22 protein-coding genes are annotated in these 24,118 nt (G+C 69.5%); 4 read left to right on the top strand and 18 right to left on the bottom strand.

Annotated features, from left to right (window positions below):
• The first annotated feature begins 74 nt into the window (after positions 1-74).
• Positions 75-1,505, top strand: coding sequence for a pyruvate kinase (gene pyk, locus KUM44_RS22385; RefSeq protein ID WP_217210328.1), 1,431 nt, complete (start codon positions 75-77; stop codon positions 1,503-1,505).
• 76 nt (positions 1,506-1,581) lie between these two features.
• Here pyk and KUM44_RS22380 read toward each other — a convergent pair whose 3' ends face one another.
• The 6 genes from KUM44_RS22380 to KUM44_RS22355 form a co-directional block, all read right to left on the bottom strand.
• A complete protein-coding gene (locus tag KUM44_RS22380) occupies positions 1,582-2,085 on the bottom strand; it encodes a hypothetical protein (RefSeq protein ID WP_217210326.1) in 504 nt (167 codons plus the stop codon).
• Complete coding sequence (locus tag KUM44_RS22375; protein WP_217210324.1) at positions 2,075-5,821, bottom strand: DUF4160 domain-containing protein; 3,747 nt, start codon at positions 5,819-5,821, stop codon at positions 2,075-2,077. The genes KUM44_RS22380 and KUM44_RS22375 overlap by 11 nt, the downstream gene beginning before the upstream one ends.
• 371 nt (positions 5,822-6,192) lie before the next feature.
• On the bottom strand, positions 6,193-7,572 hold the full coding sequence (locus tag KUM44_RS22370; protein WP_217210320.1) for a hypothetical protein: 1,380 nt from the start codon (positions 7,570-7,572) through the stop codon (positions 6,193-6,195).
• Positions 7,562-8,116 carry a DUF6114 domain-containing protein gene (locus KUM44_RS22365; RefSeq protein WP_217210319.1) on the bottom strand — a complete coding sequence of 185 codons (555 nt, stop codon included), beginning with the start codon at positions 8,114-8,116 and terminating at the stop codon, positions 7,562-7,564. Before KUM44_RS22365 ends, KUM44_RS22370 begins: the two co-directional genes overlap by 11 nt.
• A 133-nt stretch (positions 8,117-8,249) precedes the next feature.
• Positions 8,250-8,900, bottom strand: a complete 651-nt coding sequence (locus tag KUM44_RS22360) for a DUF6230 family protein (protein WP_217210318.1) — start codon at positions 8,898-8,900, stop codon at positions 8,250-8,252.
• Positions 8,901-9,563: 663 nt separating this feature from the next.
• Positions 9,564-10,541, bottom strand: a complete 978-nt coding sequence (locus KUM44_RS22355) for a tetratricopeptide repeat protein (RefSeq protein WP_217210317.1) — start codon at positions 10,539-10,541, stop codon at positions 9,564-9,566.
• 235 nt (positions 10,542-10,776) lie between these two features.
• On the opposite strand from KUM44_RS22355, the gene KUM44_RS22350 reads away from it, so the two are divergent.
• A complete protein-coding gene (locus KUM44_RS22350; protein WP_217210316.1) occupies positions 10,777-11,412 on the top strand; it encodes a TetR/AcrR family transcriptional regulator in 636 nt (211 codons plus the stop codon).
• A 51-nt stretch (positions 11,413-11,463) separates the two neighbouring features.
• Here the strand turns inward: KUM44_RS22350 and KUM44_RS22345 are convergent, their stop codons facing one another.
• The 5 genes from KUM44_RS22345 to KUM44_RS22325 all read right to left on the bottom strand — a co-directional run bounded on the left by KUM44_RS22345 (position 11,464) and on the right by KUM44_RS22325 (position 15,827).
• Positions 11,464-13,164 carry a methylmalonyl-CoA mutase gene (locus KUM44_RS22345; protein WP_217210314.1) on the bottom strand — a complete coding sequence of 567 codons (1,701 nt, stop codon included), beginning with the start codon at positions 13,162-13,164 and terminating at the stop codon, positions 11,464-11,466.
• A 74-nt stretch (positions 13,165-13,238) separates the two neighbouring features.
• On the bottom strand, positions 13,239-13,571 hold the full coding sequence (locus KUM44_RS22340; protein ID WP_217210312.1) for a DUF3817 domain-containing protein: 333 nt from the start codon (positions 13,569-13,571) through the stop codon (positions 13,239-13,241).
• A 79-nt stretch (positions 13,572-13,650) separates the two neighbouring features.
• Complete coding sequence (locus tag KUM44_RS22335; RefSeq protein ID WP_217210310.1) at positions 13,651-14,160, bottom strand: MarR family winged helix-turn-helix transcriptional regulator; 510 nt, start codon at positions 14,158-14,160, stop codon at positions 13,651-13,653.
• 63 nt (positions 14,161-14,223) lie between these two features.
• A complete protein-coding gene (locus KUM44_RS22330; RefSeq protein WP_217210308.1) occupies positions 14,224-14,538 on the bottom strand; it encodes an antibiotic biosynthesis monooxygenase in 315 nt (104 codons plus the stop codon).
• Positions 14,539-14,558: 20 nt separating this feature from the next.
• Positions 14,559-15,827: a cytochrome P450 gene (locus KUM44_RS22325; protein WP_217210306.1), complete on the bottom strand. Its 1,269-nt coding sequence runs from the start codon at positions 15,825-15,827 to the stop codon at positions 14,559-14,561.
• Positions 15,828-15,971: 144 nt separating this feature from the next.
• On the opposite strand from KUM44_RS22325, the gene KUM44_RS22320 reads away from it, so the two are divergent.
• Positions 15,972-17,603, top strand: coding sequence for an FAD-dependent monooxygenase (locus tag KUM44_RS22320; protein ID WP_217210304.1), 1,632 nt, complete (start codon positions 15,972-15,974; stop codon positions 17,601-17,603).
• 121 nt (positions 17,604-17,724) lie between these two features.
• Entirely contained in the window at positions 17,725-18,693 is a 969-nt protein-coding gene (locus KUM44_RS22315) for an amidohydrolase family protein (protein ID WP_217210302.1), read from the top strand.
• Between the two features lie 60 nt (positions 18,694-18,753).
• On the opposite strand, the gene KUM44_RS22310 is transcribed toward KUM44_RS22315, so the two are convergent.
• The 7 genes from KUM44_RS22310 to KUM44_RS22280 form a co-directional block, all read right to left on the bottom strand.
• A complete protein-coding gene (locus KUM44_RS22310; RefSeq protein WP_217210300.1) occupies positions 18,754-19,074 on the bottom strand; it encodes a TcmI family type II polyketide cyclase in 321 nt (106 codons plus the stop codon).
• Positions 19,059-19,514: an SRPBCC family protein gene (locus KUM44_RS22305; RefSeq protein ID WP_217210298.1), complete on the bottom strand. Its 456-nt coding sequence runs from the start codon at positions 19,512-19,514 to the stop codon at positions 19,059-19,061. Before KUM44_RS22305 ends, KUM44_RS22310 begins: the two co-directional genes overlap by 16 nt.
• Position 19,515: 1 nt before the next feature.
• Positions 19,516-19,782 (bottom strand): acyl carrier protein, encoded by a 267-nt coding sequence (locus tag KUM44_RS22300; RefSeq protein WP_217210296.1) that lies wholly within the window; start codon positions 19,780-19,782, stop codon positions 19,516-19,518.
• Positions 19,783-19,805: 23 nt separating this feature from the next.
• Positions 19,806-21,053 carry a ketosynthase chain-length factor gene (locus tag KUM44_RS22295; protein ID WP_217210293.1) on the bottom strand — a complete coding sequence of 416 codons (1,248 nt, stop codon included), beginning with the start codon at positions 21,051-21,053 and terminating at the stop codon, positions 19,806-19,808.
• Positions 21,050-22,321: a beta-ketoacyl synthase gene (locus KUM44_RS22290; RefSeq protein WP_217210288.1), complete on the bottom strand. Its 1,272-nt coding sequence runs from the start codon at positions 22,319-22,321 to the stop codon at positions 21,050-21,052. Before KUM44_RS22290 ends, KUM44_RS22295 begins: the two co-directional genes overlap by 4 nt.
• Positions 22,318-22,782, bottom strand: coding sequence for a cupin domain-containing protein (locus tag KUM44_RS22285; RefSeq protein WP_217210287.1), 465 nt, complete (start codon positions 22,780-22,782; stop codon positions 22,318-22,320). Before KUM44_RS22285 ends, KUM44_RS22290 begins: the two co-directional genes overlap by 4 nt.
• Positions 22,783-22,849: 67 nt before the next feature.
• Positions 22,850-23,959, bottom strand: coding sequence for a SchA/CurD-like domain-containing protein (locus tag KUM44_RS22280; protein ID WP_217210286.1), 1,110 nt, complete (start codon positions 23,957-23,959; stop codon positions 22,850-22,852).
• Positions 23,960-24,118 lie beyond the last annotated feature (159 nt).

Below are 24,118 nucleotides of genomic sequence, written 5' to 3'. Positions count from 1 at the left end.
AGCAAAGTGAAGCTCATTTGTATCTTCCGCCAGACGGAATATTCCGCGGCGAAACAAACCGATAGGATCGTCCCATGCGCCGTTCGAAAATCGTCTGTACTCTCGGCCCCGCGGTCGACTCCCACGAGCAGCTTGTCTCGCTGATCGAGGCGGGCATGAACGTGGCCCGCTTCAACTTCAGCCACGGAACGCACGAAGACCACCAGGGGCGGTACGAGCGCCTGCGCGCCGCCGCCGAGGAGACCGGCCGGGCCATCGGTGTGCTCGCCGACCTCCAGGGCCCCAAGATCCGTCTGGAGACCTTCGCCGAGGGCCCGGTGGAACTGGAGCGCGGTGACGAGTTCGTCATCACGACCGAGGACGTCCCGGGTGACAAGCAGATCTGCGGGACCACCTACAAGGGCCTGCCGGGCGATGTCACCAAGGGCGACCAGGTCCTCATCAACGACGGCAACGTCGAGCTGAAGGTCACCGAGGTCGACGGCCCCAGGGTGAGGACGATCGTCATCGAGGGCGGTGTCGTCTCCGACCACAAGGGCATCAACCTGCCCGGCGCGGCCGTGAACGTGCCGGCGCTGAGCGAGAAGGACGTCGAGGACCTCCGCTTCGCACTGCGCATGGGCTGCGACCTGGTCGCCCTGTCCTTCGTGCGGGACGCCAACGACGTGCAGGACGTGCACAAGGTCATGGACGAGGTCGGCCGCCGCGTCCCGGTCATCGCCAAGGTGGAGAAGCCGCAGGCGGTGGCGAACATGGAGGACGTCGTGATGGCGTTCGACGGTGTGATGGTCGCCCGTGGCGACCTGGCCGTCGAGTACCCGCTCGAGAAGGTCCCGATGGTGCAGAAGCGGCTCATCGAGCTGTGCCGCCGCAACGCCAAGCCGGTGATCGTGGCGACCCAGATGATGGAGTCGATGATCACCAACTCCCGTCCGACCCGCGCCGAGGCCTCCGACGTGGCCAACGCGATCCTGGACGGCGCGGACGCGGTCATGCTCTCGGCGGAGTCCTCGGTCGGCGCCTACCCGATCGAGACGGTCAAGACGATGTCGAAGATCGTCACCGCGGCCGAGCAGGAACTCCTCTCCAAGGGCTTGCAGCCCCTGGTCCCCGGCAAGAAGCCGCGCACGCAGGGCGGTTCGGTCGCCCGCGCGGCCTGCGAGATCGCCGACTTCCTCGGCGGCAAGGGCCTGGTCGCCTTCACCCAGTCCGGCGACACCGCCCGCCGCCTGAGCCGCTATCGCGCCGCCCAGCAGATCATCGCGTTCACCACGGACGAGTCCACCCGCAACCAGATGACCCTCAGCTGGGGCGTCGAGCCGCACGTCGTGCCGTTCGTCAACAGCACCGACGAGATGGTCGACCTGGTGGACCAGGAGATCGTCAAGATGGGTCTGTTCAACGAGGGCGACATCGTGGTGATCACGGCGGGGTCGCCGCCCGGGGTTCCGGGGACGACCAACATGGTGCGGGTGCACCATCTTGGTGGCGGGGCGCGGGACTGACTCGCACTGGCCTGGTAGGGCCGTCGTACGGCACTGAGGGCGCCCCCTGTGACAGCGGGCGCCCTCGTCCTTGTGCTCAGCGGTGCCGAAGGGCATCCAAGGCGGTCCGCCTGATCCTCTTGGTCCGGCCCTTTCGAGAGACGACACGCAGGACATCCTGGTCGGCAGTCACATCAACCGCTCGCCCTTGAAGCCAGTCGGACCAGTCGTCGATGAGACCGTCGACGGCCTCTGCCGACACGGCGCCCTGCCTCAGCGATTCGAGGACCCCGAGGTCCCGTGCCCGGCGTGCGGAGAAGCTGCGCACCGCCGGTGGGAGGATCCCTACCCATCGCTCGCGCTCGTCCCCCGGAACGCGTTCCAGTACCTCACCGACGACTCCGGATGCCAGGGGCCCATCCGGCTCCAGGGACACCGCGTCGAACAGCAGCGGCAGTGCGGCTGGGCTGTCCATCGCAGCACGGTAGAGGGCCCAGCGGTCGTGACCGTCGGCGAACGAGGCATCGTCCTCGTACCGGCCGACGACCCGGGCGAGCTGCCGCAGCACCTCGCCCAGGACTGGTGGGGGATCAGCAGCCACGTGCCTTGAACCTTTCCATGGCGACTCGGATGTTCTCCCTGATCGTACGGATGTTCTCGGTGACCACGGCCTGCTGGTGCCTGGACAGTTCCGGGTCGCCTGCCAGCGGCTTGCCGTTCTGACCGATGCGGACTTCCTCGCCCTTGCCCTTCACGTGCGCGTGCGGCGGTGCGTGGTCGTTCGAGTAGATCTGGACCTTCACTCCGTCCTGGTTCACGACCGTACCGACTCCCGGGTAGTCCGAGCCCGCCGCAGCCGATGCGGAGGCGGGCCCCGCGGACAGGCCCTTGGCGGACACTGCCGCCAGAGCCTTCGGCTTCACCGGACAGGTCTTCACCCTCCCCTCACGGATGTCCTTGATAAGAACGCGCATCTTGTCGAGCGTCCGCTTGGCCGTCACCGACTTCTCGAAGAACCCGATGGCACCCGAGGCGATCCGGACGATCGCCTTGCCGACACCGACGATCTTGTTTGCCGGGACGGCCTTGGCCAGCGTCCACAGGCAGCTCTCGACATCACCCTTGGTCAGGCAGTTCTTGAGGTCGGTCCAGCCGATCTCGTCGAGGAGGATCTGCCCGCCGTTCTGCTTGACCCACTCCAGCAATCCCTGCCCGGCGAGTGCCCTGGCCTCCCGGAACTCCTCGACGCACTCCGGTCCACAGCCGTCCAGGAGCAGCGACTCCTCATCGGCCGTGAGATCGGAACCGGCCCCGGAGCCGTGCTCCTCCAGCAAGGCCTGGGCGGCCTTCCGTTCCCGCTCCCTCTCCTCCTCCTCGGCACGGGTGGCAGCCGCGTCCGCGTCCTTGGCCGCGCTGTCGGCGTTGGAGGCCGCCTTCTCGGCCTTGACCGCGTCCGACTCGGCGTGCGTCGCGACCCGGTCCGCCGCGGCGGCATCGGTCTCGGCGGAGGTGGCTGCGGAGCGGGCGCTCTTCGCGTCCTTCTCGGCCTCCGTGGCATCGCGGTCGGCCTGGGCAGCCGCCGATTCGGCGTCGGTCGCGGCGGAGTTCGCCCAGAAGGCGTCAGTGCCCGCCTGCTGGTCGTACTTCTGGGCGTTCGCATCGGCCTTCTTCGCCGCCGCCGCGTCGGTCGCCGCGGCCTTGGCCGAAGCGTTCGCCGCCGCCGCGGAGTTGACCGCCTGCACCGCGTAGTCCGCGGCGTCGGCCGCCGCCTGGAGGGCGATCTTCGCGTCGCCGGCCGCCTTCTCGGCGAGCGCCTTGGCCTGCGCCGCCGCCTTCTTCGCCTCGTCCGACTTGGCCTTGGCCGCGCTCGCCTGCTGCTCGGCGAGAGTCTTGGCGGTCTGCCCGATCAGTACCGCGTACGCCGCCGAAGTGTCGCTCTCGCGGTACGGGGAGCCGATGGTGATCGCCTCGTCGCCCGCCTTGGTCGTCGCGGTCGCGGCGTCGCGGGCGGCCTGCGCGTACTGTGCCGTGGCGAGCGCGTACCCGGCGGTCTTCGCCGCCCACGCGGCCGTCTTGACGGACTCGGCTACCGCCGCGGTCGCCTCCTTGCGCGCGGTGATCGCAGCGGCCTGGGCCTCCTTCGCCTTGGCGTCCGCCTTCTTGGCCTTGTCCTTCGCGGACGCGGCCGCGTCGATCGCCTCGGCCGCCGCGGCGTGCGCGGTGGCAGCCGCAGCCTGCGTCTTCGCGTATGCCGCCTGCGCCGCGTCGGCTGCGGACCGGGAACGCTTCGCCGCGCCTTCCGCACGGGTCGCCGCGGCACGGGCGTTGACCGCCGCCGAGGTCGCCTCGTTCGCCGCGGTACGGGCCCGGGTCGCCGCACCCGCCGCTCCGGTGGCGGCGGTCCGTGCCTCCTGAGCCGCCTGCCGGGTCTCGCCCGCGGCCGCGGTGCCCTCGGCAGCTGCGGCGGCCGACTCCAACGCGGCCGCCCGAGAAGCGATGGCGTCCTTCTCGCGCTCGGCCTTGACCGCCTCGTTGCGTGCCTTGTACGCACGCGCTTCGGCAGCCACCGCCGCCGCCAGCTTCTGTGTCGCCGTCGAACCAGCAGTCTCCGCGTCCGTCCGGGCCGACTTGGCCTTGGTCGCCTCCCCCTGCGCCCGTTGCTCGGCGGCGTTGGCCTTCTTGCGCTCGCTCGCCGCGATGTCGCGCTCTCGCTCAGCGGTGGCCTTCTCGGCCTCCGCGATACCGCGCTGACGCTTCGCCTCGGCGGCCTGGTCCTTGGCCGTCTGCTCAGCCTTCTCGGCGGTCGAGCGGGCCTTCTTCGCGGTAGCGGCGTCGGCCTCGGCCCCTGCGGCCAGCTTGGCGGCGGATTCAGCGGCTGCCTTCGCCTGAGCCTTGGCCTCCAGCGCCGCCGTCTTACGGAACGCCGTGTTCAGCGCGTGTGTCTGGGTCTTCGCGAGCGCCAGCAGCGTCTGGGAGTCGGCCACCGTGGCCTTCGCCGCTTTCGACGCCGTCAGTGTGGCCTTCGCCGCCGCCTGGGCGGCCGCGGACGAGGCCTTGGCGACCTGCACCGACTGCTGCGCGTACAGCAGGCCCCGGCCGCGCGGCAGCTTCGCGGCGTCGGCAATCGCCCACGCCTTCGTCTGCTGGGTGCCCGCGGTGTCCGCGGCCGTCTTGGCCCGGGCGGCCGCCGCGTCCGCCACGGCCACCTGGGCCGCGGCCTTGGACTTCGCCGTGTTCAGATCCGTCGTGGCCTTGGTGAACTCGGCCTTCGTCGGGTAGTGGATGGAGTTCTTGTTCGCGGCCCAGTACTTCTGCCAGTACAGGATCTGGTCCGCCTGCCAGGCCTGCCGAACCGCCTCGATCATCGCGTTGGTGGCGACCCGCGTCTCCTTGGCCGCGGCGGCATCGGCGGTGACGATCGCCTTACGCTGCTCGGCCTGGCCGGAGTACTCCGCCTCCCACTCCGAGTACGCCTGCACGACCGGCCCGGTCAGCACCCGGTAGTGGTCGATCGGGTTGTTGCTGTCGCAGGCCGCCCAGGCCGACTTCAGGGCCTCGACCTCGGTGCGGAACTCCAGCGAATCCGGCTCGGGGGCCTTGGTCGGGAAACCGCCGAAGCGCAGGAACGTCGCGACGTCGTTGGCCGAGGAGTGGCCCATGTAGCTCGTGTCGAGCAGTTCCCTCCCGGCGACATCCTTGTACGCGGCGGCCCACGCGTCGTCGCCGGTGTCGAACCCGTCGAGCACCTTCTTGGCCTGATCCAGCGAGGCCTGGCCGGGTCTCGGTGTCGGATACTCCCACGCCCTGTCGTACAGGTCCTGCTGGGCGCCGAGGGTGAAGGCGACGATGTCCTTGCCGAAATCGGGCGCGGAGTAGTCCCGGCCGCCCAGTGAATTCGCCCAGGCGTAGGGCTTGTTACCAGCATCCAATTTTTCCTGGCGGTCCTTGTAGGTCCCCACGTCGGCCCGGCTCGCGTCCGAGTCCCGCCGGTGGGCGTCACCGAGCTCACCGAACGTCCAGTTCGCCACGATCGTGCGCAGGCTGTCGTCCGGGCCCGCGAGTTTCGTCGCCGCAAACGTCTTCATCTCGGGCCCGCCGAAGTGCACGACCCGCGCCACTTGGCATCGGTCCTTGCGGGCCTGTGCGCCGAGGCTGATGCGGAGAGAGCGTTCGTACGGGTTGGCCGGGTTGTCCCCCGGTTCTTCGGCGAGCGCGGGGGCGGCGGAGACGAGTCCGCCGAGTACGGCCGTCGCGGTCGCGAGCGCGATGGCTGCGAATCCCCGCTGTGCGCGTGCTGCTCGGGATATTCTGTGAGGTCTTTTTCGTGTCGTTCGCACGTCGATGCCTACCTGGATGGTCAGTCCGGATGGTTGGTCTCGTCCGCATGGGAACAGGGCACGACGAATCGTCGGCGGTGCCCGGCTGATGGTCATGCCGACGGCCCGCCGTGCGAGAAAAGCCAGGAAGTAGAGAGATCCCCGTCTATGTCGCGTGCGGTCAGCACGCGCCCCCGCGCCCCCTCCCCAGGGGACGCGATCATCATGGCAGTGGGAGCACCTTTACGGAACCCTCACTTCGCTCTTGAGTTCGATTGGCGCCAAGTGTGCGCCAAGAAGGCCGAAAGGGCTGTGCCCCGCCGGGTCGAAACCCAGCGGAGCACAGTCCTTTGCGGCTCCCGGAGAGACTCGAGAGGGCGGCGCTCAGCCGGTCACGCCGTGCCGTCGGTGGTGTACTGGTGCAGCCCGGGCACCGTCAGCGTCCCGCCGAACTGGCCGGCCTGGACGACCTTCACGTTCGTGAAGTAGATGAACGGGATGTTCAGCGGCGGCGGGTGCTCCGGGTCGAAGGTGATCGGGATCAGCCCGAGCAGGTTGCCCGAGATGCTCTCGGTGTACATCACCGTCTTGCCGTTGGTGATCGTGGACTTGGACCCCTTGGCCGCCTGCACGTGGTAGGTCTTGCCGGCCTGCTTGTCCTTGACGATCTGGTGCAGGTCGCCGATGTCCGTGCCGTCGGAGATGACGTACTTCAGCACCTTCTTCGTGGTGCCGTTGGCGGTCTTCACCTCGACGATGCCCTGGTAGTCCGCGCCCTTCAGGGTCAGGGAGCTGGCCTCCAGGTACCAGGGGTCGTCCGCCACGAACTGCTTGTTGTCGACGCCGCCCTCGGCGTCGGTGGCCGCCACGCAATCCTCGGGGTCCGTTGAGGAACTCGCGGAGGGGCTGGGCGAGGCGGTAGCCGCGTCGGCCGCGTCCTCGGCCGCCTTCTCGACCTTCTCCGCGGCGTCCCCGGCCGCCTTGGACGCCGTGTCGGTGGTGTCCTCGACGGTGTCCTGCACCGTGTCGGTGACCTTGTCGGCGCTCTCCTCGACGGTGTCCTTCACCGCGTCGGAGGTGTCCTTGGCGGACGAGTCGGACGACGCGTCCTCGCTCGTGCTCGGCGACGCGGACGGCGTCGGGCTCGCGGTGTCCGAAGAGCCGGAGCCGCCCGTGAAGATGCCGGTGATGGCGTCGCCTATGTCCTCGAGCAAGTTGCCGCCGCTCGCGGACGGCGCGGGGGACTCCGTGGCGGCGTCGCCGGACGGAGCCTCGCTCGACTTGCTCGCGGACGGCGAAGGCGTGGGCTCGGCCTCGTCGTCGGAACCCGCATCCGACGAAGAGGAACTGCCGGAGCCGGAGGAGGAAGAACCCGAGGAGTCGGAGGGACCCTCGGAGTCCTCGTCACCGGCCGACGCCGACGGAGTCGGCTCCGCCTCGTCGTCCTTGCCACTGTCCGCGCTCTCGGACGGCGACGGCGAGGCCGACGCATCCTTGGAGTCGTCCAGGGCCGCGACACAGGCCTTGTACTCGTCCGCCGTCAGGCTGTTCGACGTCGGCGTCGACGTGCTGTCGCTGTCGGCGATGGCAAGGCTCGATGTGAACCCCAGGCCCATCAGAACCGCTGTGGGCATCGCGGCGATGGCTACCGCCTTGCCGGCCGGCATGTGGAACCTGGTGAACAGCGGCTTCTTGGGTGCCGCGTGGCGCGGCCCGGTTCTCACACGGGACGCTTCCACATCAGCCCCGTGGGTCACCTCGTCAGCCGGCACTGTGCCTCCCGTTCGCCCCGTTCGCCGGGCTCGTTCCTGACAGATCGTTCGGCTCGCTCATCCCGTCCCCCACGGGCTTGAGGATCGTCGTGTCCGGGTCCGTGCCCTGAGAGGCGCCGCCTGTTCCCGAGGCGCCCTCCGCCAGGGGCGGTTCGCCCGGCGCCCACGCCACGGCCATCGCGCCGCCGATGAGGGCGAACAGGAAACCGACGATGAAGCCGCCGAAGTTGGACACCGGGATGGACACCAGGCCCAGCAGAATCGCCGCGACGCCCGCGAAGGTCCGGATGTGCTTCTGGAACCAGAGGCTGATGCCCAGGACGACGAGCAGCACACCGATGATCAGGGATCCGGCGCCCGCGGTGGTGGACATCGCGAGCGTCAGGTGCCCGATCTGGAGGTGCGCGTACGGGAAGTACATGATCGGAAAGCCGCCGATCATGATGAAAAGGCCGGCCCAGAACGGCCTTGTGCCCCGCCAGGCGCGGAACTGCAGCCTCCGGCGGGTGAACTGACCGGGCGCGGCAGAGGTCTCGGCGCTCATGGAAAACAGCTCCCTGGTGCGGCGTTGCTGTAGTGAGGGTGGTACTGCGATGGAAATGCGGGGGGTGAGTGAAGAGTTGGGCGGAAGGCGGACGGGCGGGGGCGCCTCGGCTCCCCCGCCCGTCACGGAGTGCTCAGTAGCACTCGACGCCGGCGCCCTTGCCCTTGTGCAGCGACATGTGCAGACCGCTCAGCTTGAAGGTTCCGGCGGTGGTCGCCCACGCCGTCTGCTTCACGTCGGTCAGCTTGGCCTTCCTCGCCTCCTGGCCGAAGCCATTCGGGTTGGCGACCTCCTTGCCGCCCTTCATGGGCGGGTTCTTCATCGAGCCGGCCGCAACACCGATGTTGATGTCGGTGAACACGGCGTTCGCGTCGAGTTCCTCGACGTCGATGTACAGGTTCTTGGCGTAGACCTGCTTGTCCTGGTCGCTGCTGTCACCCGCCTCCAGCCTCAGGGTGATGTCCCCGAGGAACGGGACGCTGGGGGTGACAACGGACTGGCACATCTTTTCGATGTAGGCCGTGTCGAACGCCGAGACCGCCACCGCGTGAGCAGTCTTCTCACCGGAGAGGGTGACCCCCGGATCGACGGCCCCGTACTGCGAGAAGCCCGTACCGTTGAGCTCCTTCGCCGTGACCTTGAACGACTGGCCCGACACACTGAACGACGCGGCGAGAGCGCCCTGCGCGAGGGCGACACCTATCGCAGCCGTGGCGGCGACGCTGGGCACCATGACCACAGCGAACCGCTTCCATCTGGTCCCGCCACGCACCTGGGACTCCATATTTCCTCCTTCTCGGACGTACATCTCCTGGCCCTGGCTGCCACCGTCAGCTCGACGGCTCAGCCGGGCAGGGATGGGAGAAGTGCTACGTCCTCGGGAAGGAGAGCGCCTGCGCTCGGTGGCGCGAACCGCACCCGAACAACCGGCGATCACCCCCGAGCGACAACCACTGGTCGCGCCTGACACGCATCACGCACAACCTTGCTGGACAGGCTTCGCCGGATGAGCGAAGACCCCCCTGCCCAAGAGCCGGCGCCACTGCCGCCGACTCTGCTCGGTGGGGACCCAGGAACTCCCGCGACCCAACCGGCTGCCGGGGTACGGGAATGGACCGAGCGTGGCCGATCGTGGTGCATTCTCGCCGCCCGCACAAGGGGCTTCGTTACTCAGTAGTAACGGCGGGATAACCGAACAACGACCCGCCGGTCTCGGACGGCGACACAGGGTGTCGCCCAGCGACCTGACAAGTCCATTAATCAACGGACAGAATCCGACAGAACGACGCCTGCGACTTACCCGCAGTAACTGCGGCCGCGATTACCAAGATTTGGTAAAGCGCGGCCGCAATGATGCTCTGTCAGCAAAATCTTTCACTCGGGCAACACGTGCCGCTGCGTTTAGTGACTGGTCAGAACGGGGCCGACGCCCCGCCCGAAGGCCCGGTCAGAACAGCGCACGCGCCAACGCCCGGCGCGCCGCGGCCACCCGCGGGTCCTCGCCGCCCACGACCTCGAACAGCTCCAGCAGCCGAAGCCGTACGGCATCCCGGTCGTCACCCACCGTGCGCCCCACCGTGTCGATGAGCCGCCCGAAGGCGTCCTCGACATGTCCGCCCACCAGATCCAGGTCGGCGGCGGCGATCTGCGCAGTTACGTCGGCGGGCTTGTCGGCGGCGTCCTTGCGCACCTGCTGGGGGTCGACCCCCTGCACACGCTGGAGCAACTCGGCCTGCGCGAGCCCGAGTTTGGCCTCCATGTTGGCCGGGTCCTCGCTCAGCACGTTCTTGTACGCCTGGACCGCACCGGCCAAGTCACCGGCGTCCAGGGCCTGTACGGCGGCCTCCAGCAACGCGTCGTACGGGCCGGCGGGCGTGGCGGGAGCGGGCTGGGCGGCACCGCCGGGCTCGGCGTCGGGGTCGACGGTGAGGCCGGTCAGACCGAACCGCTGCTCGGCTACGGTGACGAGCTGGTCCAGCGTCTCGCGGATCTGCGCCTCACCGGCCGCCCCCTGGAAGAGCGGCAGTGCCTGTCCGGCGACGACGGCGAACACGGCCGGAATCCCCTGCACGCCGAACTGCTGCATCAGCATCTGGTTGGCGTCGACGTCGATCTTGGCGAGGAGGAACCGGCCGTTGTACTCGACGGCGAGCCGCTCCAGTACCGGGCTCAGCTGCTTGCAGGGCTGACACCACTCGGCCCAGAAGTCGATGACGACGGGCACCTCGGCGGACCGCTGAAGGACCTCCCGCTCGAACCCCGCCTCATCGACGTCGATGACGAGGTCGGCGGGCGACACGGCCCCTCCCCCGCCCTGCCGGGCGGCCTCGGCACGCGCCTGCTCCGCCTTCGCCTTGGCCTCCTGGGCCGCCTTCACCGCGGCGAGGTCGACGACTCCGCTCATGGACATGTTCCGTGGCTGCATGCGTCTATCCTCCCCCGTCCGGCGCGCACTGTGAAAAGCGGTGTGAAAAGCGGTGTGATGGCCGGGCCCGCCCGGCCATGATGTCGACGCCGGGTCCCCACCCCACGTCAGTGGTCGTCGCTTTCGCTACGAGTCGTAGCGTAATGGCATCGGGTGCCTCCGGAACACCACCCCTCGGTGATCTCCCTCACGACCACACAGAATCCCCGGATATCCCCGGGGATATGGTCGGAGGATGCAGAGCAGCACCCCCGCCGCCCGTCCCGGCCGCCCCCGCAGCGCGGCCGCGGCCACGGCGATCCTGGCGGCGACACGGGAGGCTCTGGTCGAACTGGGCTGGTCCAAGCTCACCCTGGGAGACGTGGCGGCACGCGCGGGGGTTGCGAAAACGACCATTTATCGCCGCTGGCCCGGCAAGAACGAGCTGGTGGTCGACGCGGTGGCGGAACTCTTCGACGAACTGGAGCTCCCCGACCGGGGCTCCCTGGCCGCCGACATCGAGGGCGTGGTACTCCAGTTCGCGGCGATCCTGGACCGCCCCGAGGCCAGAAGCGGGCTGATGGCGGTGGTGGCGGAGTCGACCCGGGACGAGGCCCTCAGGGAACGCATCCGCGAGTCGATCGTCGAGCGGCAGAAACGCCTCGTCCTTCAGGGCCGGACCCGCGCCCAGACACGCGGTGAGCTGCCCCCCGAGCCCGACCCCGACGACGCCGCCCGCACCGTCGACCTCATCTTCGACGTGGTCGCCGGCGCGGTCGTCCACCGCACCCTGGTGAGCGGCCGCGCGGCCGACGAGGAGTGGGTACGCGGCTTCACCCAGGTGCTGCTGCTGGGCCTGCGGGGAGCGGCCGCGCCTCCCGACAGCCCCTGAGACGGTCCCTGAGCCGGCCCTGAACCGGTCCCCGAGCGGCAGCAGGGCGCCTCAGAAGCCCGCCGGCTCCGTGTACACCCCCCACTCGTCCCGCAGGACTCCGCAGATCTCGCCCAGGGTGGCCTCGGCCCGCACCGCGTCCAGCATCGGCTCGATCATGTTGGCGCCGCTGCGGGCGGCCGTCAGCATGGCGTCGAGGGCGGTCCGGACCGCCGACTCGTCCCGTGCCGTCCGGCGATCCGAGAGCACTCGTACCTGCTCGCGCTCCACCTCGTGGCTCACCCGGAGGATCTCCAGGTCGCCGGTGACGGAGCCGGTGTGGGCGTTGACGCCGACGACCCGCTTGTCGCCCTTCTCCAGCGACTGCTGGTAGCGGAAGGCCGACTCGGCGATCTCCCCGGTGAACCAGCCGTCCTCGATCCCGCGCAGGATGCCGGAGGTGATCGGACCGATCGGGTGCCGCCCGTCCGGGTGGGCCCTCAGGCCCCGCTCCTTTATCTGCTCGAAGATCTTCTCGGCGTCGGCCTCGATCCGGTCCGTCAGCTGCTCGACGTACCAGGCACCGCCCAGCGGGTCGGCCACGTTGGCGACGCCGGTCTCCTCCATGAGGACCTGCTGGGTGCGCAGGGCGATCTCCGCGGCCTGCTCGGAGGGGAGCGCGAGGGTTTCGTCGAGGGCGTTGGTGTGCAGCGAGTTCGTCCCGCCGAGGACGGCGGCGAGCGCCTCCACGGCCGTACGGACGACGTTGTTGTACGGCTGCTGCGCGGTCAGCGAGACACCGGCGGTCTGGGTGTGGAACCGCAGCCACTGGGCCTTGTCGGTCTGCGCGCCGTACACGTCCCGCATCCAGCGCGCCCAGATCCGGCGGGCGGCGCGGAACTTGGCGATCTCCTCGAAGAAATCGACGTGCGCGTCGAAGAAGAAGGACAGGCCGGGGGCGAAGACGTCGACGTCCAGGCCACGGGAGAGGCCCAGCTCGACGTACCCGAACCCGTCGGCGAGCGTGTACGCGAGCTCCTGCGCGGCCGTCGATCCGGCCTCGCGGATGTGGTAGCCGGAGACGGACAGCGGCTTGTAGGCGGGGATGCCGGCCGCGCAGTACTCCATGAGGTCGCCGATGAGGCGCAGGTGCGGCTCGGGCTGGAAGAGCCACTCCTTCTGGGCGATGTACTCCTTGAAGATGTCGGTCTGGAGGGTGCCGTTGAGCACGCCCGGGTCGACGCCCTGGCGCTCCGCCGCCACCAGGTACATGCAGAAGACGGGGACGGCCGGGCCACTGATCGTCATCGATGTCGTCACGTCGCCCAGCGGGATGTCCTTGAACAGGACCTCCATGTCGGCGGCCGAGTCGATGGCGACCCCGCAGTGCCCGACCTCGCCCAGCGAGCGCGGGTCGTCGGAGTCGCGGCCCATGAGCGTCGGCATGTCGAAGGCGACCGAGAGTCCGCCCCCGCCGTTGCGGAGGATCATCTTGTAGCGCTCGTTGGTCTGCTCGGCGTTCCCGAACCCGGCGAACTGCCGGATGGTCCACGTCCGCCCTCGGTAGCCGGTCGGATACAGCCCGCGGGTGAAGGGGTACTCCCCGGGCCAGCCGATCCGCTCGAAGCCCTCGTACCTGTCTCCGGGCCGGGGGCCGTACACCGGCTCCACGGGATCCCCGGAGAGCGTCGTGAAGTCCGCGTTGCGCTTGCGTGCGGCGTCGTACCGGGCCTGCCAGCGGTGGCGGCCCTCCTCGATGGCTTCAGCGTCCATACCTTCGAATTTACTAGGACGTCCAAGTAAATGTCGATGGGAGAACCGCCGTACGCGTCGGTACGGCGGTTGCGTCAGGCGTTGGCGACGGCCGGGGAAGGCCCGTTGACCAGGGGTTCGACCTGGGCGGTCACCTTGCGCTCGACGAAGAAGGCGGCGAAGGGAATCGTCCCGGAGAGCAGCACCCACAGCAGCTTGCCGAAGGACCACTTGGCCTTGGAGCCGAGGTCGAAGGCGAAGACCAGGTAGATGATGTAGAGGAAGCCGTGGACCTGGGAGACGGCGAAGGTGACGTCCTCGCCCTTGTCGAAGCCGTACTTGAACACCATGCAGGTGCACAGCACGAGCAGCATGACGGCGGTGACGTAGGCCATCACCCGGTAGCGGGTCAGGACGCTCTTCTTCATGCGTACGAGCGTAACCACCCGTTCCGGGAGATCTTGCCCCGGCCCCCGGGTCGCCTCTCCTGGACGGCGGCCCCGAAGGTCAGCTCTCCTCGAAGTCGTGTGCCGCCACCCTCAGCGGCCGCAGCATCGCGAAGATCTCCGCGCACTCCTCGGCGTCGTACACCCCGAGCCCGAAGTCCATGGCCATCAGGTCGCGGGTGGCCGCCTCGACGACCTCCCGGCCCTTGTCGGTGATGGAGGCGAGCGTGCCGCGCCCGTCGTTGGGGTTGGGCCGCTTGTCGACCAGGCCGGACTTGACCAGCCGGTCGACGGTGTTCGTCACGGACGTGGGATGCACCATCAGCCGCTCGCCGATCTTGGACATCGGCAGTTCCCCGGCCTTGGCGAAGTTGAGCAGCACCAGCGCCTCGTACCGCGCGAACGTCAGCCCGTACGGCTTGACCACCGAGTCGACCTCGGCGAGCAGGATCTGCTGTGCGCGCATGATCGAGGTGATGGCGGCCATCGACGGCACGCTGCCCCAGCGCTGCTTCCAGAGTTCGTCGGCGCGCGCGATGGGGTCGAAGGGAAGACTGAGCGGCTTCGGCACGCGACCGACCTTACCGGCCGGTCACATGCCGGTCAGCCCTGTCTCGCCTTTCGGTCGGCCGCTCTACTCGCCCGCCAGGTCGACCAGGTCCCTGATCCGGAAGACGGACGTCGACCGGTCGTCGTGCAGGCAGGCGTTCATCGGTCCGACCAGGGCCTGGTGAGCGGGGTCGGTCCGCCACCGCTGGACGGACTCCAGACTCTCCCACTCGCTGGTGAGCAGCCAGCGGGCGGGATCGTCCAGGGAACGGCAGAGCTGCTCGCCGAGGTGTCCGGGGAAGCGCTCGGCACGCTTCAGGACGGACTGGTAGGACTCCACGAAGTCGCTCTCGCGGCCCTCGCGCACGTGGAGCAGTCGCAGGACGCGCACGCGTTCCATGGGATGCACGGTGCTCTGCGTCAGGAAGGGTCGAGGACGACGGGCAGTTCCGCCAGCCCGCGGAAGGCGGGGAACGGCACCGTCATCCACCGCGCCTCCTCCGGTGCCACCGCGAGGGTCATGCGCGGGAACCGGGCGAAGAGCGAGGTGAGGGCGAGCTGCATCTCCAGCCGGGCGAGCGGTGCGCCGATGCAGTAGTGCGGGCCGTAGCCGAAGGCGAGGTGGGTCGCCTGGACGTTCGGGCGCTGGACGTCCAGCTCCTCGGGCGCGGCGAACATCTCCGGGTCGCGGTTGGCGCCGGTGATCGAGATCTGGACGAGGGCACCCTTGGGGATGAGCACGTCCCGGATCACGATGTCCTCCTTCGCGTGCCGGAAGGTCGAGTTCTCCACGGAGGTCTCGAACCGGAAGATCTCCTCGACGGCCGCGTTCATGGAGTTCGCGTCCCGCAGCGCCAGAGCCTTCTGGTCCGGCCGGCTGAGCAGGTGGTAGACGGCGTTGCCGATCTGGTAGGCCGTCGACTTGTGGCCGGCGAAGAGGAGCACCCACGCCGTCGAGACGAGTTCGTGGTCGGTGAGCGCGCCTTCCTGGTCCTGGGCCGTGACGAGTGCGCTGAGCAGACCACCGTCGGGTTCCTGCCGCTTGCGTGCGCACAGCTCGACGAGATAGTCGCGAAGGTTTCCCTCGGCGATTTCCAGCTTCTTTCGCGCCTCCGGTCCGAAACCGGTCTGCGCGACGGTGGCGGACCATTCCTGAGCCTGCTTGCGTTCGTTCTCCGGGACGCCCAGGAGTTCACAGATGACATGGAGCGGCAGCGGAAAGCAGAACTCCGGGAGCAGGTTCACCGGCCCCGACTTCGGGCACTGTTCGAGGAGTTCGTCGGTGATCTGCTGGACGCGCGTCCGCAGTGATTCCACCCTTTTCGGAGTGAAGGTGCTCCCGACGATTCTTCTGAGCCTGGTGTGCTTCGGCGGGTCGGAGAAGAGCATGTTGTCGTCGAGCGCGATCGACGAGTCGCCGAAGATGCGGTGGTAGGCGTCGATGGCGCCGTACATGTCCTTGCTCAGCCGCGGGTCGGCGAGGGCTGCCCGGGCGTCGTCATAACGCGTGATGAGGTACGTCTCGACGCCGTGCGGCGGCGACAGCGGGCAGACCGGCGCCTTCTCCCGGAGCGCGGCGTACACGGGATGCGGGTTGGCCCGAAACTCCCGGGTGCAGTTCGAGGCCGCTGCCGCGGCCTCCTCGGGTGACAGTGCCTCTGATTCCTCGGATGCGAATGCTTGCGTCATGACTGGTCCCCGGGTCGGCGTGAATTTCCGTGGTCGGAGCCACAGTTTCCCGGGCGACACCGCGTCGCAAACGATGCTGGTCCATATGGGTCGGCTCGCCGGAACACGTGTGTGTGGCAGTCCTGCTTGGTAAACATCGTCGACGTGAGCGGACACGAAGCGGAATCTGTACCAGTCCTCATCGTGGGCGGATCCCTGGTGGGTCTTTCCACTTCGGTTTTCCTGGGGCGCCTCGGAATCGAGCACCTGCTCGTGGAGCGGCATGCCGCGACCTCCACACACCCGCGTGGTCGCGGCAACAACGTGCGCACCATGGAGATTTACCGGACCGCCGGCCTGGAGTCACGCATCCGGGAGGCGGCCCGCGTTCTCTCCGGCAACGACGGCATCCTCCAGGTGGACCGACTCACCGGGAAGCAGCGCCGCTGGATCATCGGGGACATCTCCGGAGGCATGGACATCTCCCGGGTGAGTTCCTCGGACTGGTGCCTGTGCAGCCAGAACGATCTCGAACCGGTGCTGCTGGAGTACGCCCGCGAGCAGGGTGCCGACATCCGCTTCAACTCGGAGATGCTCTCCTTCACGGAGCACGCGGACGGCGTTCGGGCCGAGATCAGGAACCGGGAAACCGGCGAGATGCGCACCGTGGACGCCGAGTACCTGGTGGCCGCCGACGGCCCGCGCAGCCCCGTCCGGGGCCATCTGGGGATCGGCCAGTCGGGGCCGGGGGAGCTGTTCCACAACGTCAGCGTGACGTTCCGCAGCAGGACCCTGAAGAACCACGTCGGAGACAGGCGGTTCGTCGTCTGCTACGTCACCGCCCCCGACGGGGAAGGCGCCCTGCTGCCGGTGGACAACAAGGAGCGCTGGGTGATCCACGTTCCCTGGTATCCCGACCGGGGTGAGGAACTGGAGGACTTCACCGACGAGCGGCTTTCGGCACACATCCGCGCGGCCGTCGGTGTGCCGGACATCGACGTCGAGATCACCGGCAAGGCCCCCTGGCACGCCTCGAAGCGCGTCGCCGACAGCTACGGCGCGGGCCGCGTCTTCCTGGCCGGCGACTCGGCCCACGAGATGCCGCCCACCGGGGCGTTCGGCTCCAACACCGGGATCCAGGACGCTCACAACCTCGCCTGGAAGCTCGCCGCGGTGCTGCGCGGCTGGGCCTGTCCGTCGCTGCTCGACAGCTACGAGCTCGAACGCCGGCCCGTCGCCCTCGCGACCGGCACGCGCGCGTGCGTGCAGGCCGCCGACGAACAGCACCCGGGCTTCAGCCCCGCCGCTGGACGCAACAACGATCCGGCGGACCTGATGACCGTCGCCCTGTGCTACCGGTACGCGTCCAACGCCGTGGTGGGCGCCCACGCGGATCAGCCGATCGTGCCCGACACCTTCCAGCTGGGCGGTGAGCCGGGCAGCCGTGCGCCCCATATGTGGGTCATGCGCGGCGACATGAGGATCTCCACGCTCGATCTGTACGAGCGTTCCTTCGTGCTGCTCGCCGGGTCCGGCGGCCAGAAGTGGCGGACCGCGGTGGAGCGGGCCTCGCTGAACCTGGGCGTGCCCATCGAGGCGTACCTCGTGGGCACAGGGCCCGATCACGACCTCGCGCCCGACACGGACGCCGACTGGGCGGAGTTGCACGGCACGGCCGAGGACGGCGCCGTGCTGGTGCGCCCGGACGGCTTCGTGGCCTGGCGGGCGGACGCCGCGATGCCGGACGCCGACCGCGTCCTGACGAACGTGCTTCAGAGCGTGTTGTGCCGTGACTGACGCAAGCGCTCCGGCGGGAGTGCCGCGACGGGCCGCTCTTCGTCCGCGGGCTCGTCGTGGCTGGTCGCGCGTTGACCTCGCCGGAACCCGGATGTACCGAATCCAAGACTAGGACGCTGCCATGACCCTTGCCGGACGCATCGACGTCCATCACCACTTCACCGCGCCGGCCTGGCTGGACTGGGCGGAGGAGCGAGGTGTCGTCCACCGCGAGAAGCTGCCCTGGTGGACCCGCTGGGACCTGAACGCGGCGCTGGAGATCATGGACAAGACGGGCATCGGCACCTCCGTCATGACCGTGGCGATGCTGGGCCGGTTCCGTGAGCGCACCGAACGGCAGGAGAGCGCCCGGGTCGCCCTCGGGGCCGCGGCCGAGGTCGTCGAGGCGAATCCCGCGCGCTTCGCGTTCTTCACCCCCGTGTTCCTCGACGACCTGGAGCTCTCCGCGTGGAGCGTGCGCCACGGTCTCGACGAGCTCGGGGCGATCGGGGTGAGCACCCGGACCAGCGTCAACGGCGTCTTCCTCGGCGACGAGTCGCACGACCGTCTGCTCCAGGAGCTGAACGACCGGTCCGCGGTCATCAGCACGCACCCCATGGAGGTGGCGGTCCCCGGCAAGGACGGGGGCGAGGGGCTGCCGGGGATGCCGCCCTTCGTGTGCGACTTCCTGCTGGACACCACGCGTGCGGCCATCAACCTCATCCGCAACGGCACCCTGGACCGCTATCCGAACCTCAGCTTCATCCTTCCGCACGGCGGGGGCTTCCTCCCCTACATGGCCACCCGGCTCGACCTCTTCGGCGGAAAGCTCAACCCGCCGATCGAGCCCGGCCGGGTCCGTGACCACCTGCACCGGTTCTACTTCGACACCGCCGGCCCCATGTCGCCCTCGGCCACCCCCACCCTGCTGGCCACGGTCGACCCCGACCGCATCCTCTTCGGCACCGACTGGCCGCCCACTCCGGCGCACGTCATCGTCGACAGCGTGACGCCCGCGCTGGACGGCGACCCGTTCCTCTCGGAGCAGCAGCTCCAGGGCATCAACCGGGAGAACGCGCTGCGGCTGATGCCGGGGCTCGCACGTCCGTAGCCGTATGCAGGGAAGGGCCGCCGCCCGCGCTCGGTCAGCGCGGGCGGCGGCCTTCTTCGTTCAGCGTTCCCACTGATAGAAACAGCGCGCCATCGCGTCCTTCGGACTCCGCCAGGTCTCCGGGTCGTACGGGCTCACGAACGCTTCGAGCCGCCTGCTGATGTCGACGAACTCGGGGTGTCCGGCCACCTTGGCGATGGCGGGTCCCGGGTCCTGCTCGGCCTCGATGAAGTGCATGTACACATCGCCGAACTGGAACAGGGAGCGCTTGGTCACCCCGACGAGGTGCGGGAGTTCGCCGCGGTCGGAGGCCGCGAAGACGTCGGCGATGTCCTTGGCCGACTGCGGGGCCATGCGGGCGACGATCAGTGCGTGGTGCATGCGTCCTCCACACGCTTGCGGATGAGCTCCATCTGGATGGGCGAGTTGCGGTTGATGATCTCCGTCATCCCGGCGTCGTCGACCGGGGCGTCGGGCTTCATGGCGAAGTCCTGCGTCCAGTGCATCCTGGTGCCGGCCGGGGTCTCCTCGTACTCCCAGACGATGTTCATGTACTCGAAGGGGCCGGTCTCGACCCGGCGGGCGCGGACGACGAGCTTCTCGCGGTCGGCGACCCGCTCCGACACCCAGCTCCACACCTTGCCGTTCTCGTCGGGGTGCATGGTCAGGCGGAAGGTCACGGTGTCGCCCTCGCGGGACAGCACCTCGCAGGAGGCGTACTCGCTGAACAGCTGGGGCCAGCGGTCCAGGTCGTTCGTCATGTCCCAGACGAGGTCGACGGGTGCGGCGATGGTGATCTCGTTCTCGGTGTGTCCGGCCACTTCAGGCTCCTGTCGTGAGGGCGCCGTTGACGAGGTCGAGGAAGGCGCGGGGGCTCTTGCAGCGCTCGGCGTCGGTGGGCAGCGCCCGGCCGTGCCGGTTCTCCAGCTCGCCCACGATGCCGAGCAGGCCGAGCGAGTCCAGTCCGAACTCGCCGAAGGGTGTGTCCGCCCGGCGCTGAAGTTCCTGCGGGTCGACGGTCACGCCGGCGGCCTTCTTCATCAGGGCGGCCAGTTCCTCGACGGTCACTTGGGTCACGTCGGTGGTCATGCGGGTTCTCCTTGGTGTTCTGTTCAGACGGCGGATCCGGGGCCACGACGCAGGACGAGCGCCGCGTTGGAGCCCATGAGTCCCCGGCTGAGGACCAGGGCGGTGCGGAGCTCGGCGGGGCGCGGCCTGACGGTCACGAGATCGATGTCGTGGCAGATGTCGTAGACGCCCGGCGTCGGCGGTATCTGCCCGTGCTCCATGGCCTGTACCGCGGCCACGATGTCCAGCAGCGGCGCCCCGCAGTACGACCGTCCGATACCGGTCTTGGGGGCGGTCACCGGCACGCGGGTGCCGTGCGGGCCGAGGGCGTCGGCGAGGGCGAGCGCCTCCGCGCGGTCCGCCTCGGGGACGCCCATCGCGTCGGCGAAGACCACGTCGATCTCCTCCGGTGCGCAGCCGGCCTCGTCGAGGGCGCCGCGGACGGCGTGCGCGAGCCCTTCCCGCGACCGGTCCCAGCGCGAGGCGCCGGTGAAGGTGGCGGCGTGTCCGGCCACGGTGGCCCGGACGAAGGCGCCCCGGCGCCCGGCCCGCTCCAGGTCCTCCACGACCAGTACGGCACCGCCCTCGGCTGGTACGAAACCGCAGGCCGCCTGGGTGAAGGGGCGGTAGGCGCGATCCGGGTCCGCCTCGGTGCTGAGCTCGGGGTAGCCGAGCTGGCAGACTCCCGAGTAGGGGGCGAGCGGCGCCTCGGCGGCCCCGACCACCACCACGTCGGTCCCCCGGTGCACGGCCCGGGCGGCGTGCGCGACGGCGTCCAGGCCGCCCGCCTCGTCGCTGGCCACCACCCCGCAGGGGCCCTTGAAGCCCTTGCGGATGGAGATCTGGCCGGTGCTGGCCGCGTAGAACCAGGCGATGGACTGGTACGGCCCGACGAACCGGGATCCCTGTCCCCACAGCTTCTGGAGTTCCCGCTGGCCGAACTCACCGCCGCCGGACCCGGCCGCGGTGACCACGCCGACGGAGTACGGCGAGTCGGCGGCGCTGCTGCTCAGCCCCGCGTCCTGGAGGGCGGCGTCGGCGGCGGCCAGCGCGAAGTGGGTGAACTTGTCGGTCTGGACGAGGAAGGTCTCCTCGATGAGGGCCGAGGGGTCGAATCCGCGGACCTCGCCGGCGACCCGGAGCGGCAGGTGCTCGCAGCCGTCCCGGGTGATCCGGTCCAGCACGCTCGCGCCCTCCTTGACGGACTTCCAGTAGGTGTCCGCGTCCAGGCCGTTGGGCGCGACCACGCCGAGGCCGGTGACCGCGGTGTGCCGGGTGCGTCGACCGCTCATCGTCGTCTCCTCCCACTCGGCCCCGTCAGGAGCACCGCGGACTGGAACCCGCCGAAGCCGCTGCCCACGGAGAGCACGTTGTCGAGCCTGCGCGGGCGGGCGGTGCGCGGGACGTAGTCCAGGTCGCACTCGGGGTCCGGGGTCTCGTAGTTCGCCGTCGGCGGGACCACCTGGCGGGCCAGTGCGAGCACACAGGCGACGACCTCGATCGCGCCGATCGCGCCGAGCGAGTGGCCCACCATGGACTTGATCGAGCTCATGGGGGTGTCGTAGGCGTGGGCGCCCAGTGACTTCTTGACCGCGGCGGTCTCGTGCCGGTCGTTCTGGCGGGTGCCCGAGCCGTGCGCGTTGACGTAGTCGATCTCGGTGGGGTCCACGCGCGCGTGGTCGAGCGTGTCGTCGATGGCCCGGGCCATCTCCAGGCCCTCACCGGTGAGTCCGGTCATGTGGTAGGCGTTGCCGTAGGTGGCGTAGCCGCCGATCTCGCAGTAGACGTGCGCGCCGCGCGCGCGGGCGTGCTCCAGTTCCTCCAGGACGAGTACGGCGGCTCCCTCGCCCATGACGAAGCCGTCGCGGTGGGCGTCGAAGGGGCGGGAGGCGTGCTCCGGGTCGTCGTTGTTCGGGGAGGTGGCCTTGATGGCGTCGAAGCAGGCCATGGTGATCGGGGAGATCGGGGAGTCCGAGGCGCCGGCTATGCAGAGGTCGGCGCGGCCCTCCTCGATGGTGTGGAAGGCGTATCCCACGGCGTCGAGTCCGGAGGTGCAGCCGGTGGACACGGTCTGCACCGGTCCCTGGGCCCCGAACCGCTCCGCGACGTCGGCCGCCAGCGTGCTGGGCGAGAACGCCCGGTGCAGTTGCGGCTCGGCGGCGCGGTGGTCGACGTCCCAGCGCTGTCCGCGTTCGCTGACGAGGACGTAGTCGTGTTCGAGCCGGGTCGTACCGCCGACCGCGCTGCCCAGGGAGACTGCCACCCGCCAGGGGTCCTCGGCGGCGAAGTCGACGCCGCTGTCGGCGACGGCCTCCTGGGCGGCGACCAGGGCGAACTGTATGTACCGGTCTGCGCGTTCGACGACGTCGGTGGCGAGGCCGTGCGCGAGGGGGTCGAAGTCGCACTCGGCGGCGATCCGGGAGCGCAGGCCCTCGGGGTCGAACAGGGTGATGCCACGGGTGGCCGTACGGCCGTTGGAGAGCAGGTCCCAGAACGCCGGCGCCCCTATGCCGCCCGGGGCGACCACGCCTATGCCGGTGACCGCCACGCGCCGGGTCATGACAGCACCCCTGGGCGTTCCGGCTGCGCACCCTCCCCCTGGACGAGCGGGTATGCCTGGACGTCGTCGCTGATCTCCGGGGCCTCGGTGTCGACGTGGCCGAGCTTCGGGTTCGGGGCGAGGGGGCCCAGATGGAAGATCATGCGGGCTTCCTCGTCGCCGACGTTGCGGAAGCGGTGCCGCATGTCGATGGGGATCATGAGGCCCTGGTCGGAGCGGAGAGGAAACGTTTCTCCGTCCAGGTCGACCTCCAGTCTGCCCTCGACGACGTAGATGAACTCCTCGGAGTACGGGTGGTAGTGCTCGCTGATGCGTTCGCCGGGCTGGATGATGGCCAGGCCCATGAAGCCGCTCGTGGCACCCACCGTGACAGGGGTGAGCAGAGTGCGCAGGTCGCCGCCGCGCTTGCGGTTGGGCTCGATCTCGTTGAGGTCCACGACGCGCGGGCGCATCTTGTCCATGGTCTGTCTCCAGGTCGTTCGATGGGGGTGGGTCGCTGTGTGGATCCCTGTGCGACTCCCTGTTCGGTCAGGACTGCGCTGCCCTGCGGTCGGTGATCAGTGCCATGCCGGCGTGCGAGAGGAGGCGGGTCGCCTCCCGTTCGCCCCTGAGCGCTCCCTCGACGCCGAGCGCGTCGCCGTCGAGCAGCCGGGCCAGCACGGCGGCCTTCCTCGGGCCTTGGATGCCGAGCGCCATGGCCGGATCGGTTTCGGGGTCACCCCGTACGTCGATGAGGCGGACGACGATGTCCTCGCGCTGGAAGACGGTGCTGCGGTGCACGGGGCCGGCCGGGTCGGCCGCCGCGGTCTCGTCCTGGGTCGAGAGGAACCGGGCCAGCGCCATTCCGCAGCCCTCTTTGGCCGGGTAGTAGAGGGCGTGCCGGGTGAGGCCGGCCGGTTCCGGGCCGCCGCGCGTCACGTGGTGGACGGGGGGCATGGCGGCGCGGGCGAAGAAGGTCCGGGCGGACTCGGGGTCGGTGAGATCCCGGTGCTGCTCCAGATGCGGGTTGAGGGCCTCTTCGACGGCCCGGATCTCGGGCTGGCGGGAGACGTGGCGCAGCGCCGTCGTGAGGTCGCCCTCGACCTCCACGGTCCTGACGACCCGGTTGCCGTGCAGGAACAGGGTGGTGCGGCGCAGTCGCGTGGTGTCGTCGACGCGGGCCTCCGGCGGGGCGTAGCCGGCGAGGATCTCGGCGACCTTGGACTCGGAGCCGGGTTTGACGGTGAAGGTCAGGGCGTGGCGGATGACCCCGTCGCCGACGCGTACGTCTCTCTGGAGGCCGCCGGTGCGGGGGTGGGTGCCGCCGGTTTCACGGACGATGCCGTAGCGCAGCGAGCGGATCTCGCGGGCGCAGCGGGTCAGGGGCCGGACCGTGTCGATGTGCTCGTCGCTGTTGACCCAGGCGTGGTACGGCGGGGCGGTGGCCCATTCGCTCGTGATGAGCCACTGGGACGGGTTCTCCAGGGACTGGCACAGTTGGTCACCGAGGTGGCCGGGGACGGACGCGACGCGGTCGCGCATCTGCTCGTACGCGTCCAGGAACTGTCGCTCGGCGCCTTCGTGGAGGTCGACCAGCAGAAGGACTCGCATCCTGGAGCCGTCGAACGCCGACTGGGATGTGTAGGGCGAAGTGGTCATCCGGCAGACCCTTCCTTCGCGGGAGCAAGCGGCGGCCGTCCGTGTCCACCAGCGCGAACGCGGGTTTCGGCCCTGAGCCTTCATCGTGGGTCAGGGCCCTGGGGTCCGCGAGCCACGCGGGCCAATTGAGGGATCTGCGGGGGTGGGTGCGGGGGGCGC

Source organism: Streptomyces sp. AC550_RSS872 (assembly GCF_019049285.1).
Taxonomy (GTDB): Bacteria; Actinomycetota; Actinomycetes; order Streptomycetales; family Streptomycetaceae; genus Streptomyces.
Note: the sequence above shows the minus strand (reverse complement) of the source record. Positions and strands in the feature narration are given on the sequence as shown.

Excerpts from the sequence above, each read along its gene's own strand:
- pyk (WP_217210328.1), top strand. The coding sequence starts at position 75 with ATGCGCCGTTCGAAAATCGTCTGTACTCTCGGCCCCGCGGTCGACTCC.
- KUM44_RS22365 (WP_217210319.1), bottom strand. The coding sequence starts at position 8,116 with ATGAGCGCCGAGACCTCTGCCGCGCCCGGTCAGTTCACCCGCCGGAGG.
- KUM44_RS22360 (WP_217210318.1), bottom strand. The coding sequence starts at position 8,900 with ATGGAGTCCCAGGTGCGTGGCGGGACCAGATGGAAGCGGTTCGCTGTG.
- KUM44_RS22355 (WP_217210317.1), bottom strand. The coding sequence starts at position 10,541 with ATGCAGCCACGGAACATGTCCATGAGCGGAGTCGTCGACCTCGCCGCG.
- KUM44_RS22350 (WP_217210316.1), top strand. The coding sequence starts at position 10,777 with ATGCAGAGCAGCACCCCCGCCGCCCGTCCCGGCCGCCCCCGCAGCGCG.
- KUM44_RS22345 (WP_217210314.1), bottom strand. The coding sequence starts at position 13,164 with ATGGACGCTGAAGCCATCGAGGAGGGCCGCCACCGCTGGCAGGCCCGG.
- KUM44_RS22340 (WP_217210312.1), bottom strand. The coding sequence starts at position 13,571 with ATGAAGAAGAGCGTCCTGACCCGCTACCGGGTGATGGCCTACGTCACC.
- KUM44_RS22330 (WP_217210308.1), bottom strand. The coding sequence starts at position 14,538 with ATGGAACGCGTGCGCGTCCTGCGACTGCTCCACGTGCGCGAGGGCCGC.
- KUM44_RS22325 (WP_217210306.1), bottom strand. The coding sequence starts at position 15,827 with ATGACGCAAGCATTCGCATCCGAGGAATCAGAGGCACTGTCACCCGAG.
- KUM44_RS22315 (WP_217210302.1), top strand. The coding sequence starts at position 17,725 with ATGACCCTTGCCGGACGCATCGACGTCCATCACCACTTCACCGCGCCG.
- KUM44_RS22310 (WP_217210300.1), bottom strand. The coding sequence starts at position 19,074 with ATGCACCACGCACTGATCGTCGCCCGCATGGCCCCGCAGTCGGCCAAG.
- KUM44_RS22300 (WP_217210296.1), bottom strand. The coding sequence starts at position 19,782 with ATGACCACCGACGTGACCCAAGTGACCGTCGAGGAACTGGCCGCCCTG.
- KUM44_RS22295 (WP_217210293.1), bottom strand. The coding sequence starts at position 21,053 with ATGAGCGGTCGACGCACCCGGCACACCGCGGTCACCGGCCTCGGCGTG.
- KUM44_RS22290 (WP_217210288.1), bottom strand. The coding sequence starts at position 22,321 with ATGACCCGGCGCGTGGCGGTCACCGGCATAGGCGTGGTCGCCCCGGGC.
- KUM44_RS22285 (WP_217210287.1), bottom strand. The coding sequence starts at position 22,782 with ATGGACAAGATGCGCCCGCGCGTCGTGGACCTCAACGAGATCGAGCCC.
- KUM44_RS22280 (WP_217210286.1), bottom strand. The coding sequence starts at position 23,959 with ATGACCACTTCGCCCTACACATCCCAGTCGGCGTTCGACGGCTCCAGG.